The organism is Staphylococcus sp. GDX8P54P (assembly GCF_017893165.1).
Classification (GTDB): Bacteria; Bacillota; Bacilli; order Staphylococcales; family Staphylococcaceae; genus Staphylococcus; species Staphylococcus borealis.
Map to the genome: position 1 here is coordinate 1 of NZ_JAESMM010000005.1, position 14,178 is coordinate 14,178.

The 14,178-nt window shown below is 33.9% G+C and carries 15 protein-coding genes; 9 read left to right on the forward strand and 6 right to left on the reverse strand.

Annotated elements, in window-relative coordinates:
• Window positions 1–314: 314 nt before the first annotated feature.
• The 3 genes from KA909_RS01080 to sroA form a co-directional block, all read right to left on the reverse strand.
• A complete protein-coding gene (locus KA909_RS01080) occupies window positions 315–1,241 on the reverse strand; it encodes a DMT family transporter (protein ID WP_193839680.1) in 927 nt (308 codons plus the stop codon).
• Between the two features lie 354 nt (window positions 1,242–1,595).
• A complete protein-coding gene (locus tag KA909_RS01085; protein WP_053030728.1) occupies window positions 1,596–1,817 on the reverse strand; it encodes a DUF2922 domain-containing protein in 222 nt (73 codons plus the stop codon).
• Between the two features lie 34 nt (window positions 1,818–1,851).
• Window positions 1,852–2,058 (reverse strand): sigS mRNA-stabilizing protein SroA, encoded by a 207-nt coding sequence (gene sroA / locus KA909_RS01090; RefSeq protein ID WP_053030725.1) that lies wholly within the window; start codon window positions 2,056–2,058, stop codon window positions 1,852–1,854.
• 142 nt (window positions 2,059–2,200) lie between these two features.
• On the opposite strand from sroA, the gene KA909_RS01095 reads away from it, so the two are divergent.
• The 8 genes from KA909_RS01095 to KA909_RS01130 are packed head-to-tail and all read left to right on the forward strand — an operon-like array spanning window position 2,201 to window position 8,712.
• On the forward strand, window positions 2,201–2,758 hold the full coding sequence (locus tag KA909_RS01095; RefSeq protein WP_053030723.1) for a tyrosine-type recombinase/integrase: 558 nt from the start codon (window positions 2,201–2,203) through the stop codon (window positions 2,756–2,758).
• A 29-nt stretch (window positions 2,759–2,787) separates the two neighbouring features.
• Window positions 2,788–5,190: a DUF4040 family protein gene (locus tag KA909_RS01100; protein WP_193839679.1), complete on the forward strand. Its 2,403-nt coding sequence runs from the start codon at window positions 2,788–2,790 to the stop codon at window positions 5,188–5,190.
• Complete coding sequence (gene mnhB2, locus KA909_RS01105; RefSeq protein WP_053030719.1) at window positions 5,177–5,602, forward strand: Na+/H+ antiporter Mnh2 subunit B; 426 nt, start codon at window positions 5,177–5,179, stop codon at window positions 5,600–5,602. Before KA909_RS01100 ends, mnhB2 begins: the two co-directional genes overlap by 14 nt.
• Complete coding sequence (gene mnhC2 / locus KA909_RS01110) at window positions 5,599–5,949, forward strand: Na+/H+ antiporter Mnh2 subunit C (RefSeq protein WP_075108849.1); 351 nt, start codon at window positions 5,599–5,601, stop codon at window positions 5,947–5,949. Before mnhB2 ends, mnhC2 begins: the two co-directional genes overlap by 4 nt.
• Window positions 5,939–7,438, forward strand: a complete 1,500-nt coding sequence (gene mnhD2, locus KA909_RS01115) for a Na+/H+ antiporter Mnh2 subunit D (RefSeq protein ID WP_070854515.1) — start codon at window positions 5,939–5,941, stop codon at window positions 7,436–7,438. The genes mnhC2 and mnhD2 overlap by 11 nt, the downstream gene beginning before the upstream one ends.
• On the forward strand, window positions 7,435–7,917 hold the full coding sequence (mnhE2, locus tag KA909_RS01120) for a Na+/H+ antiporter Mnh2 subunit E (RefSeq protein ID WP_053030713.1): 483 nt from the start codon (window positions 7,435–7,437) through the stop codon (window positions 7,915–7,917). The genes mnhD2 and mnhE2 overlap by 4 nt, the downstream gene beginning before the upstream one ends.
• Entirely contained in the window at window positions 7,914–8,216 is a 303-nt protein-coding gene (mnhF2, locus tag KA909_RS01125) for a Na+/H+ antiporter Mnh2 subunit F (protein WP_053030711.1), read from the forward strand. The genes mnhE2 and mnhF2 overlap by 4 nt, the downstream gene beginning before the upstream one ends.
• Window positions 8,191–8,712 carry a Na+/H+ antiporter subunit G gene (locus KA909_RS01130; RefSeq protein WP_075108850.1) on the forward strand — a complete coding sequence of 174 codons (522 nt, stop codon included), beginning with the start codon at window positions 8,191–8,193 and terminating at the stop codon, window positions 8,710–8,712. Before mnhF2 ends, KA909_RS01130 begins: the two co-directional genes overlap by 26 nt.
• Window positions 8,713–8,886: 174 nt before the next feature.
• Here KA909_RS01130 and KA909_RS01135 read toward each other — a convergent pair whose 3' ends face one another.
• From KA909_RS01135 to KA909_RS01145, 3 genes are all read right to left on the reverse strand, one after another.
• Window positions 8,887–9,126: a DUF3923 family protein gene (locus tag KA909_RS01135; protein WP_193839678.1), complete on the reverse strand. Its 240-nt coding sequence runs from the start codon at window positions 9,124–9,126 to the stop codon at window positions 8,887–8,889.
• A gap of 223 nt (window positions 9,127–9,349) precedes the next feature.
• Window positions 9,350–10,597: an ArgE/DapE family deacylase gene (locus KA909_RS01140; RefSeq protein ID WP_193839677.1), complete on the reverse strand. Its 1,248-nt coding sequence runs from the start codon at window positions 10,595–10,597 to the stop codon at window positions 9,350–9,352.
• Between the two features lie 135 nt (window positions 10,598–10,732).
• On the reverse strand, window positions 10,733–11,638 hold the full coding sequence (locus tag KA909_RS01145; RefSeq protein ID WP_193839676.1) for a phosphatase PAP2 family protein: 906 nt from the start codon (window positions 11,636–11,638) through the stop codon (window positions 10,733–10,735).
• Between the two features lie 417 nt (window positions 11,639–12,055).
• On the opposite strand from KA909_RS01145, the gene KA909_RS01150 reads away from it, so the two are divergent.
• Complete coding sequence (locus tag KA909_RS01150) at window positions 12,056–14,098, forward strand: cation:proton antiporter (protein WP_053030699.1); 2,043 nt, start codon at window positions 12,056–12,058, stop codon at window positions 14,096–14,098.
• Window positions 14,099–14,178 lie beyond the last annotated feature (80 nt).

Below are 14,178 nucleotides of genomic sequence, written 5' to 3' on the forward strand. Positions count from 1 at the left end.
AGTTTTAATGGGGTAAAAAATGTCTTCAGTAAAATCACCTCTATAAAGTTGTTATACAATGATTATACAATGGTGATGAGGCTGTGACAAAAATAATATAATGAAGCTATTTTGCAAATTCGCAGTAGCTGACTGAACTGAGCAATCGCTTAATTCAAGCTTTTCTCAGTTCTAGTCACCCTTGCGGGGGTGGGACAACGAATTTAAAAAGAATTCTGTCCCACTCCCAATATTATTAAATTAAAAAAATGTCTTCTCAACAATTAAGAAAAGAAGACATTTTGAATAAATATATCAATATTCTGTTATACAAATTAAAAGAGACGTAATAAAACAATCCCAATGGCAATAGCGATTAATCCACTGAATTTGCGCAATGTTATTGAATTTTTGGGAACACCTAAGCCAAAGTGATCGATCAATACGCCCATGAGCATTTGTCCCAACATGGCAACAATTGTAGTTAACGCTGCGCCTAAAAATGGCATTAGAATAATGTTTGAAGTGACAAAAATAACGCCTAATACACCACCAATGAAATGAATAGGCTTGATTTTACCTATATCTGGTTGTGAGACTTTAATTTTAAGGCTTCGGTTAAATATTAACGTTAGAATGAATAACGCGAATGTGCCAACGCTAAATGATACAAGTGACGCAAACAATGAATTATGCATTTGTTGAGCTAAACCACTATTAATGGTTGTTTGTAATGGCGGTGCAAAGCCAAATATAAATCCGATAATTAGCCATACATAAAACATAAGATTTGTTTTTTCTTCAAGTTTATTTTTAGGTATCTCATTCATCAATAAAATACCGAAGAGTAAGATTAAAATGCCTACTGCTTTTAAAAGTGTGAAGGGATGATTACTCGCGCCAAGTAAACCGAAAGTATCAATGAAGAGCCCCATGATGATTTGACCAGCTACGGTCATAACTACTGTTAATGCTGCACCTATACGGGGAAGTAATAATAAGTTTCCTGTTAAGAAACAAACGCCTAACAGACCACCAACCCACCAATGATAGTCTATTGTGTGGCCACTATAAAATGAAGCATCAAATAATTTAGGGTTAAAAATTACATTTAATATAAATAAAAATAAACTACCTATAAAAAATGAAATGGTAGACGCATAGAAAGATGATTCAGTGAAACGTCCTAGACGAGAATTAATTGAGGTTTGTATTGGAACCATCATACCAGCCACGATACCGAGTATAAATAAAAATGCCACAATTGACCTCCTACATTTTTTATAATTAACGCATCATTATTATACGCATTTTAAATATTATTTTCAAAATACAGTAGCGGAATTGTCTTGATGCGCATCATTATAGGTGTAGGACTTTGAATTGAAGTAAAAAAGGAGAGTAACAGAATTCAAGTTGAATTCATTGTTACTCTCCTAATTTGTCTTGCTTATAGGCGCATGTTTGATGCTACGGTCCGCTCGCAAGGATGACTAGAACTGAGAACAGTATCATTGAAGTACCTTCTCAATTCAATTCATTACTGCCAATTTTCGATATGGACGCATAATAATCGCTTTGTTTCGAAATCAATGACATAACACGATCGTGATAGGTTATTTCGTTTCGAAAATGACAGTACTCGTAACATCTATTAATTTAGCAGATGTCGCTTTAATCGGTGTACCGGCTGTGGGTTGTAAAATATTAAGCTTAATAATATTATCCATGGCATCTTTAGCATCAGCCTCTGATACAACAACGTTAACTTGTGGGAATTGCAATTTAGCAGTTTTATTTAAATTTGTTTTAAAAGCAAGTTCTAAAGTTTTAGTCATATTATATACCTCCTTAATTATTTTTAGATTTGAATTAAGTTAAATCTTGAGTTTTAACGACTTCAATTTTGTCGAATGGTTCATTAATCAGATGTGCGATGATATTAACAAAAGATCTGATTTCTGAATCTGTGGCTCTTGTATTTAAGTTTGTAAAACGACGTTTCGTTTCTTTTGCTTTGCCACTTGCATCGTGAGTGATATGCGTACAAACAACAGATAATTGTGAAATTTCATTCATGTGTTTGTCACCTCCTTTCACTCTATATATCGAAATCAATTCAAAAAAGAGACACATTATTTTAAAGAAATTTGAGCAAAAACGTTTCATGTTACTAAAATATGGTTTATCATTAAATAAGAAACTTTTATGAGGTGGATAGATGAATCAAGTTGAACCAATCAGAAATAAAGATGATATAAAAAAGATGTATGATGTATTAAAACGTAAATCAGATAGAGATTATCTTTTATTTAAATTAGCAATACATACGGGTATACGTTTAACAGATTTATTAAATTTAAAAGTAAACGACGTCAAAATGGATGATCAAGATGACATTAAATCTTCTTGGATTCAATCATGTGCACCTGCAATCAAAATCTTGTTGCCGAATGACTTGCGTGGAGAAATTAAGCGGTTTATTGAATATAATAACCTTATGGATAATCAATTATTATTCCAATCAATAAGAACACATAAGGAACTTTCTAGACAACAAGCTTACCGAATCATTCATCATGCGGCTGAAGAATTAGGGTTGTGTCATATTGGTTTGACAACTTTGCGTAAAACGTTTGCTTATCATGCTTACCAATCGGGTATTTCTATTGCAATCATACAAAAATATTTAGGTCATCAGACAACACAAGAAACGGTTAAATTTATCGGGTTGTCTGCCGATGATGAACTTCATACAATTATCGCTTTAAATTTATAATTTAATTTTTACTGAAAAGGAGGCTTTTGATGAGCTTAGTATACTTACTAGGTGGACTAATCGTTATTATGCTAATCGTCCTAATGACGTTGTTTATTAAACCATTGAGACGGTTTGCGGGATATATTGCATTGTTAGCACCTATTTTAGCTTCAGGGTATTTCTTGACCCAAATTCCCAGTGTTTTAAATGGAAAATTTGTAGAATTTAAGATTCCATGGATGCCCGCTATTGATGTTAATCTTAACCTCAGATTAGACGGCCTGGGATTAATGTTCGGATTAATTATCTCCATTATAGGGGTGGCAGTATTTTTCTATGCTACTCAATATTTATCTGCTAATAGAGATAACTTGCCACGTTTCTTCTTATATTTATTATTATTCATGTTTAGTATGTTAGGTATTGTCGTTTCAAACAACACTATTTTAATGTATGTATTTTGGGAATTAACGAGTGTATCGTCATTTCTATTAATTTCCTACTGGTATAGCAATGCTGAAAGTCAATTAGGTGCAATTCAGTCATTTATCATTACCGTATTAGGTGGTTTAGCCTTATTAACAGGTTTTATTATGCTATATATCATTACTGGTACAAATACGATTTCAGAATTACTTACACAAAGTCATAGCATTAGCGAACATGCTCTATTTATACCAATGATGATAATGTTGTTAATTGGGGCTTTTACTAAATCAGCACAATTTCCATTTCATATTTGGTTACCTAAAGCCATGGCTGCACCAACACCTGTAAGTGCTTATTTGCACTCGGCTACAATGGTTAAAGCTGGTATCTTTTTACTATTTAGATTCACACCTATTTTAGGCTTAAGTGATAGTTATATTTATATTGTTACGTTTGTTGGATTGATTACGATGATATTCGGCTCTGTAACAGCCTTGAGACAATATGATTTAAAAGGTATCTTAGCGTATTCAACTATTAGTCAATTAGGAATGATTATGTCGATGGTTGGTCTAGGTGGAGGCATTGCACAACATCCATCAGGTGTAATGGCAAAAACCTACACACTCATATTATTCGCAGGTTTATTCCATTTAATGAATCACGCTATATTTAAGTGTGCTTTATTTATGGGTGTCGGAATTATTGACCATGAAGCTGGTACACGAGATATTCGTCGCTTAAGTGGTATGCGAAAATACTTCCCGAAAATGAACTTAGTCATGACACTCGCTGCGTTATCAATGGCAGGTGTACCGTTATTAAATGGTTTCTTGAGTAAAGAGATGTTCTTTGATTCTCTAGTTAGCGCAATCGAATTACAACAATTTGGTCTAACGTTAACGATTATTGTGGTAGCAATTGGTGTTATCGCGAGTATCTTTACTTTTGTCTATGCAGTTTACATGCTTAAAGAAACTTTTTGGGGAGAATTTGATGAAAAGAAAGTGCCTAAGAAACACATTCACGAACCATGGCTGTTTAGTTTACCCGCAATCATTTTAATGGTTATGATACCCGTTATTTTCTTTATCCCTAACGTTTTCACTGAGCGTTTAGTATTGCCAGCACTTCGTAATGTTACCAATTTAGGTAGCAACGTCGATGCAATAGCACCGCACGTATCTCAATGGCATGGCATTAACTTACCACTCATTTTTAGTGTGATTGTTATTATAGTTGGTCTCATTTTAGCGTTAAAAGTGAATTGGAAAGCGATAACGCATCAAGTGATTAAATATGCATCGATAACAACTTCTTATCGTAATGTGTATCGAGGTTTCGAGCGTTATTCTGGTCAAATGATTCGCGGTTTAATGAACAACAGATTAAACCACTATAACATTATTACAGTACTCATTTTCTCTATATTAATTGCTTACGGTATATTCCAAGTCGGCTTGCCAAAGCTACATCAAATAGAAGTTTCAGAATTTGGCCCATTGGAAGTTATTTTAGGCATTATGATCAGTATTGTTGGTATCGCGTTAGTGTTTATTCGTCAACGTTTAACGATGGTTATTTTAAATGGCATCATCGGTTATAGTGTGGCATTGTTCTTCTTATTAATGAGAGCACCAGATTTAGCATTAACGCAATTAGTAGTAGAAACAATTACGACAATTCTCTTTATTGTCAGTTTCTCAAGATTGCCAAACATCGCACGAACTACTGCGAATATGAAAAAGGAAACTGTCAAAATTATCGTGTCATTTATTATGGCTGGAGCCGTCGTGACTCTGATATTTATTGCACAACAAGGTGATGGTTTTGAGTCAATTTCTAAATATTATATGAATGCCTATGAATTAACTGGCGGTAAAAATATCGTAAATGCAATCTTAGGTGATTTCAGAGCATTGGATACAATGTTTGAAGGTATTGTTTTAATCATAGCTGGTTTAGGTATTTATACATTATTACATTACAAAGATAGGAGGGGCCAAGATGAAAGAAAATGATGTTGTGTTAAGAACCGTTACTAAAATCGTTGTCTTTATATTATTAACCTTTGGGTTTTATGTTTTCTTTGCGGGACATAATAATCCGGGTGGCGGTTTTATAGGTGGTCTAATCTTTAGCTCGGCCTTTATCCTAATGTTCTTAGCTTTTGATGTAGATGAAGTTTTAGAAAGTCTTCCAATCGATTTTAAAAAATTGATGATTGTTGGTGCTATCATTTCGGCACTTACTGCAATTGTGCCAGTGTTCTTTGGTAAAGCGTTCCTATATCAAAGTGAAGCATACATCCATTTGCCTTTATTAGGTGAATTGCATGTAACAACAATTACATTATTTGAATTAGGTATATTGTTAACGGTTGTTGGTGTTATTGAGACAATTATGTTGGCTTTGAGTGGTGGTAAATCATGAATTTAATATTATTACTTGTGATAGGATTTTTAGTATTTATAGGAACGTACATGATACTATCACTCAACTTAATTCGAATTGTTATAGGTATTTCGATTTATACACATGCCGGGAATCTAATCATTATGAGTATGGGTCATTATAGTAATAAGATGACAGAACCGTTAATTCATGGTTCTAATACCAATTATGTGGACCCGTTACTGCAGGCGATTGTACTTACTGCAATTGTTATTGGCTTTGCGATGACTGCATTTCTATTAGTGCTTGTTTATCGAACATACCGTGTTACTAAGGAATCTAATATTGATGTATTAAGAGGAGAGGAGGATGACAATGAACAGTAACTTATTAGTTCTTCCTATCCTATTGCCATTGTTATGTGCATTGGTGCTTGTTTTTACGAAAGAAAAAAACATGTTATCTAAAATTTTGTACATTGGAACAATGTCTATTAATACAATTATTTCACTTTATTTATTAATCTATGTGCTACAGCATAAACCTATCACCCTTGATTTTGGTGGTTGGGCAGCACCTTTTGGTATTCAATTTTTAGGTGATGCTTTAAGTTTAGTTATGGTGACTGTCGCATCATTTGTTGTGACACTTATCATGTCTTATGGATTTGGACGTGGCGAGGATCGTGTTAATCGATACTACTTGCCTACATTTATCTTGTTCTTAACAACGGGTGTTATTGGTTCATTCTTAACATCTGATTTATTCAACTTATATGTTATGTTTGAAATTATGTTACTCGCTTCATTCGTGCTCGTAACATTAGGTCAATCTGTCGAACAATTAAGAGCGGCCATTATTTATGTTGTATTAAATATCATAGGTTCATGGTTTTTCTTACTTGGTATCGGCTTGTTATATAAGACAGTTGGAACATTAAACTTCTCACAAGTCGCATTACGCTTAGATCAAATTCATGACAATAAAGCGATTATTATTATTTCAATTGTCTTTATTGTGGCATTTGGTTCGAAAGCCGCATTGGTACTCTTCATGTGGTTACCTAAAGCCTATGCAGTACTTAACACTGAACTTGCAGCTTTATTTGCTGCATTAATGACGAAAGTAGGTGCGTATGCACTGATTCGTTTCTTTACACTTCTATTTGACCAACATACAGGTGTGACACATCCATTGCTAGTATTTATGTCTTGTATCACAATGCTCATAGGTGCATTCGGCGTTATCGCATATCGTGATATTAAGAAAGTCGCTTCATATCAAGTTATATTATCAATAGGTTTTGTCATTTTAGGTCTAGGTTCAAATACGTTTGCAGGTGTCCATGGTGCCATCTTCTATCTAGCCAATGACATTATCGTTAAAACGATGTTGTTCTTTATTATAGGTAGCTTAGTGTATATGTCTGGTTACCGTGAATATAAATACTTATGTGGGCTAGCTAAGAAGGAACCGTTCTTTGGTGTTGCATTTGTTGTTATGATATTTGCGATTGGAGGCGTTCCACCATTTAGTGGTTTCCCAGGAAAAGTGTTAATTTTCCAAGGTGCAATTGAAAATGGTAATTACATTGGCTTAGCATTAATGATTATCACAAGTTTATTAGCTATGTATAGCTTATTTAGAATTCTATTTATTATGTATTTTGGAGATAATGATGGTGAACAGGTTGATTTCAACCCGCTACCTAAACATCGTAAAACAATTCTGGGCGTCTTAGTCGCAGTAGTACTTGCAATGGGAATTGCAGCACCAGTCGTGATGCATGCTACTGAAAATGCTACAAAATTGAATTTGGATGATAACTACTTCCATAGCATTGTTAACACACATTTGAAGGAGGGGAATAAATGAGACAAATTGTATTGAACATATTAATCGCATTTTTATGGGTACTGTTTCAAGATGAAGACTCATTTCAATTCTCTACCTTCGTATCTGGCTTCATCATTGGTTTAATAGTAATTTATATACTGCATCGTTTCTTTGGACAAGCTTTTTATCCTAAAAAGATATGGGTAGCTATCAAGTTTCTCGGCGTCTATTTATATCAATTAATTACTTCTAGTATTAGTATTATTAAGTACATTTTATTCAAAACGAATCACATGAATCCGGGCTTATTAACGTATGAAACGAAATTAAAAAATGATTGGGCCATAACCTTTTTGACAATTTTAATTATTATTACGCCTGGATCGACAGTGATTCGAATTTCAAAGACAACGAATAAATTCTTTATACACAGTATTGATGTTTCTGAAAAAGAAAAAGAAAGCCTACTTAAAAGTATAAAACAATATGAGAACTTGATTACGGAGGTGACACAATGATTGAAACGCTCACGAATTTCTTCATTACAAGTGCATTAGTATTGTTTGGCATAGCGTTCATAATTGGCTTATTCCGTTTAATCAAAGGACCTACAACAGCAGATAGGGTTGTAGCATTTGATGCTTCCAGTGCTGTTATTATGTGTATTATAGGTGTGGTTAGTGTGATTTATAACACTGTGTCATTCCTTGATTCTATTATGCTTGTTGCCATTATTTCATTTGTAAGTTCTGTATCTATTTCTAGATTTATAGGGGGAGGTCGTGTATTCAATGGTACAAATAAACGAAATCATTGAGTTGATTGCCGCGCTCCTTATATTTCTTGGTAGTATTATTGCTGTGATTAGTGCGATTGGAATTGTTAAATTTCAAGATGTCTTTTTACGAAGTCATGCATCTACTAAAAGTTCGACGTTATCTGTCTTATTAACATTAGTAGGCGTGTTAATCTACTTTACGAATCAACAGAGTTTCTTTAGTGTAAGATTGTTATTATCGATTGTTTTTATCAATTTAACATCACCAGTTGGTATGCATTTAGTTGCGAGAGCAGCATACCGTACAGGCGCATACATGTATCGTAAAGATGATGCACCAAAACGCTCTTCAATTTTATTGAGCTCTAAAGAATACAATTCAACAGAGGAACTTAAAAATCGTGCTCGAATTCGAGAGGAACGTCGAGAGAAAATTTATTATGACGTTCAAAAGCAACGACAGAAAGAAAAAGAAAAGCAACAAGAAGAGAATATTGAAAGCTTATCAGAAGCTAGAAAAGAAACTAGAGAATGATTAAATGAATGAGATTGAACATAAACACGTCATCGTAAAGACGACTGGTTTGAATGTTCAATCTTATTTTTTAGGTTGATATATAAAATTAATGTCATTAATAGATTTAAATAAACATAAAGAAATAACAATGATATAGGTGAAGCACAAAGTAATACCTGCTGAATAAATCATTTATATGGGTGTTTGTTGTCTTTTTGAGTAAATGAGATTAATCACTAGCCATATGATTTGTACTAGGAAGGGGAGTAAGTACGCAAATCCTAGTACTGCAATATTAATCCATTTTACTTCAGTCGTTTGTATGACACCTGTAGCATCTACTGATCTTAACCAAAGTAAAAGTGCAAATCCTAAAAAACTTAGTACTTCAATGCCGCTTACTATCCACCAAAAGATCCATGAAATTTTCATAAAATCCACAGCTCCTTTTGAATGTGTGACGTCGTACGATGCTAACTTATGCTTTTGATTATAGATTTTCTCGTTGTAAATATGAGTTGGGAGTGGGACAGAATTCTTTTAAATTCGTCGTCCCACCCCTGCAAAGGTGACTAGAATTGAGAAAAGCTTGATTAAAGCGCCTTTTCAGTTCAGTCAGCTACTGCGAATTTGCAAAATAGCATCATCATATTATTTATGTCCCGGACTCTTCTTTTAAATAAGTTATGAGTAATTCCTTGTAGTAGTCGATAAAACGAAGGTATTTTTCTTTTTCTACATACTCGTTAATTTGATGTGGCACTGTTCCGGGTCCAAACATTAGGAAAGAAAAGTGTTCATCTTTATCTCGTAACAAATTAGAAGCGTCTGTGACACCGACTGTTGGTGAAGCAACAATGTCTTCGCCGAATATCTGCTTAGCCACACGTTGTCCAATCTTAATTAATGGGTTATCTCCTGTTGTTAATACTGGATCTAAGTCTAAATATAAATCTTCTTCAAGTTGACCCCCTTGTTTATTTACTTCTTCTAAGTAAGTTTTAAATAGGGCTTTAACTTTTTTATTATCATATTCTGGAATCGTTCTAATATTAAATTCAGCAGTGGCAATATCAGGAACTGAATTCACTTGGTTCCCACCATGTAAAATGGTATTGCTAATAACAAGTCCAGAAATCACACGTTCAACCTCATCCGCATCTATGTGGTTGTCTTGTGTTAATTGTGTTTGAATGCGCTCAATAAGATGTGAAAAATCTAGTTTCTCGCTTTTTAAAGTTTTAGAAATACGTTCATATTCAGTGTCGATATCTTGAATAAAGTCAATTAATGGTTTAATCGCATTATATCCGATAACAGGTACAGAACTGTGAGCAGCTTTACCTTTAGAAGTGATTTTATAATCCATTGATCCTTTATGAGCATAAACGATGTTTGTTTCAGATGGTTCAGCAATAATCAAAGCGTCAACGTCATTCATATAACCTTTTTGATATAGTTGTGCTGAACCAAGTTGCTCTCTTTCTTCACCCGCAGTTGCCATGAATTTTATCGTGCCATGAGGTAGTTGATGGTTTTCTTTCAATTCAATCATTGCAATGGCTAAAGCCATTAATCCAGATTTCATATCTGAAGTACCACGGCCATATAGTCGGTTTTCTTTTTCGGTCAATTGAAATGGGGGATAGTCCCAATCATTGTGATCTCCTTCTGATACAACATCCATGTGGCCTGAAATTGCTACCACAGGACTTCCACTACCGATTGTAGCAATTAAGTTTGCACGTTGACCTTCAACCGTATCAATTTCTGCCTTAATATGATGTGCTTCAAATAAGTCTTTTAAATAAGTAGCAACTTCCATTTCATTATCATTCACCGTATTAATCTCTACAATATCTGATAATAATGTCAGTTTCTCTTTCTCTGAAAATGTATTCATGATTTTAACTCCTTAAAATAGAAATATCGTACGGTTAAAATTGTAGTAAAGATAAAATATACGTCAACTGTAGTTATTTCTAATTTAGAACGTAGCAATTGAATCGATGATGATACGTCCGTCATACATGCCACATTATTGCTGATTAGTATTTGAAGTTATCTTATGAATAAGAACGTCTGCCATCACCATAAGACCAAACATAATGATTAAACTCATGGTTACATCGCTAGTAAAATGCGCACCGATTCGAATTCGGCTTAATGCCATTAATACACTATAAAATAGACCAATTGCGAACATGATTTTTCGTGAGCGAAGCTTATGGAAATAGAAAGCTAGAAACATGAGAAAGGCACCATTACCCGTATGCCCTGATGGGAATGAACTATGCCCTGTATTGCCATTTATGGTAAGCCAATTGGTAAAATGTGCTCCTTTGTCGCTAAGTTCATATGGTCTGACACGTCCCCATAATTCTTTCATATTGCCAACAAGTTCTAAGCCGATAAATAGTACGATAAAACTGATAAGTGACACTTTAAATAATCTAGTTAATTCAGCAGTATTTGTGTTTTTTAACCAAAAATAATAACAAACAAATGCGATGATTAATAAAATGATTAGTGATATAAACATACTCCAACCTAAGGGTAAAGCGGTACCTGCATTTCCTTCATTATTTGCCATACCCATTGGCTTATGGTGCTTTATATTATTTGATGTTGATAATATGTATTGAACAGTTTCTGATACTAGTGCGTTCGTTTTAATTAGTGTGAATACAGAAGTCATAACTAAGATGATTAACTTAGCAAATCGATGATTAAACGTTGTGAATACATAATAATTGAATATAATCACAGAAATAATGAGTACTAACGTAGGCGGGAATAACCCATAATTTTGAAAGAGTGTGCCAAATAGATCATTTTGATTCATCAATGCATTTGATATCGGTTGATCTGCGACTGTTGCAAGCAACATAATTAAGAGTAAAATGCCTAATACTGTCGCAGTAAGTCTTTTTGAAATAGTCATGTATAATCCTCCTAAATGGTTTTCAATTGAAGTACCCGATTGTTTAAAACGAAATGATTTCAGTTTGAACATTTCTAACTAAAGCATAGTAATGAATGTTTAATTCAATGTTAGGGGATAGTAAAAATTTTATTAAAATCTAAATGAAAGTCTTATTAGCTATAAAGATCATTGTTATAGGTGATCAAACAAATGAATGGTTAGAAGTAGATTGGAATGCTATCAATTTAATGAAAATGGATTAAAAATGAATGCAAGTTAGTTAATTCATTGTAACTTTAATGGTAAAATTATAACTAACCGATTGTGAGTTTAAGATGTATCTTATAAAGATATAAATAGACATAAAGCGTATTTTTTATATTAGGCAAGTCTTATTTCTCCAATTAAATATGAAGTATAAAATGGGGTGGAAGTTTGGAAATATTTGAAACGATTCTCATATTTCTAGCCGTAGTGATTATAAGCTCCTTTGTTCATACTTTTATACCCAAAGTGCCTCTGGCATTCATTCAAATTGCTTTAGGAATGCTCCTCTTTTTAACACCTGTACCTGTAGAATTCAACTTTGATTCAGAACTCTTTATGGTAGCAACGATTGCACCGTTACTGTTTGTGGAAGGTGTTAACGTTTCCAGAGCTCATTTACGTCGCTATATTAAACCGGTTATGTTAATGGCATTAGGACTCGTTATCACAACTGTAATTGGTGTAGGCCTGTTTATTCATTGGATTTGGCCGACACTTCCTATAGGTGCCGCATTTGCTGTAGCCGCAATATTATGTCCAACGGATGCTGTGGCTGTGCAAGCAATTACAAAAGGTAAGGTTCTACCTAAAGGTGCTATGACTATACTTGAAGGTGAATCATTACTTAATGATGCAGCAGGTATCATTTCATTTAAAATTGCAGTAGGTGTTCTAATTACTGGTACATTTTCATTATTTGAAGCGGTGCAACAATTTCTGATTGCGTCAATTGGTGGTGCAATTATTGGTTTACTTATTGGTATTGCACTCGTTAGATTCCGTTTAACGCTTACCAGACGTGGCATAGAGAACATTAATATGTTTACGTTCTTACAATTATTAACACCATTTGTTACATATCTTGTAGCTGAAATGTTTCATGCGTCAGGAATTATTGCCGCTGTTGTTGCAGGTTTAGTACATGGCTTTGAACGTGATCGTATCGCTCAGACGCGCACACGACTTCAAATGAGTTATAACCACACTTGGAATATTCTAGGGTACGCATTGAATGGTTTTGTTTTTTCAATATTAGGATTTTTAGTTCCAGAAGTTATTGGGAATATTGTAAAAACAGAACCACACAATTTATTGTTCTTAGTTGTGATCACGGCCTTGGTTGCGTTAGCAGTCTATCTATTTAGATTTATTTGGGTGTATGTGCTATATCCATTATTCTATTTATCTGTCAGTCCTTTCCAAAAATTAATGAATGAAGAAGGGGAAGACAAGAAAAAAGAAAAACCACCTAAACGAAGTATGTATGCACTTATCATGACGCTATGTGGTGTTCATGGAACCATTTCATTGGCAATCGCATTAACACTGCCTTATTTTTTAGCAGATCATCATGCATTCTCATATCGTAATGATTTATTATTTATTTCCTCAGGTATGGTTATTATCAGTCTAGTGGTTGCACAAGTAGTATTGCCGTTTGTAACAGCGAGTGCACCTAAAGCGAAGATTGGAAGTATGAATTTTAAAGAAGCAAGAATTTATATTCTTGAGCATGTCATTGATTACTTGAATCATCATTCATCGTTTGAAACAAGTTACCGCTATGGCAATGTGATTAAAGAATATCACGATAAATTAACGTTCTTGAAATCTGTTGAAAAGGATGACGAGAACTCTAAAGAACTTGAACGATTACAAAGTTTAGCATTTAAAGTTGAAACGAAAACGTTAGAACAACTTGCCGATGATGGTGAAATTACAGCGAGCGTATTAGAAAACTATATGCGTTACGCTGAACGTACTCAAGTATATCGTCAAGCTTCACTTATACGTCGAATGATTGTTGGCGCAAGAGCTTTACTTTTAAAACGTCGTATAAGAACGCGTACAAATGCCGCATCATCGTTAAGTGTGACGGATAACTTATTGGAACTATCTAAAATCAATAAGATTGTTCACTATAATGTAGTCAGTCGTTTAGTAGATGAAGCGAATGAAGATAATAAATTAGAAGTTGGTATGATTTGTGACGGATATCTTATGAGAATAGATAACTTATCGCCATCTAATTTCTTTAATACACGAGCAGAAGATTCAATTACGAAGATTAAATTAAATGCTTTGAGAGAACAACGTCGTGTTTTATCTAGTTTGACTGATGATGGCGACATTACTGAAAGTACAGCATTAAAGTTAAGAGAAGCAATTAACTATGATGAAATGGTTATCGTTGACAGTTTAACGGATTAATTTAATCATGGTTGTTGAAGATATAGCGATGTGGGAGTGGGACGGAATGCTTTATAAATTCGTGGTCACTCCCACATTGC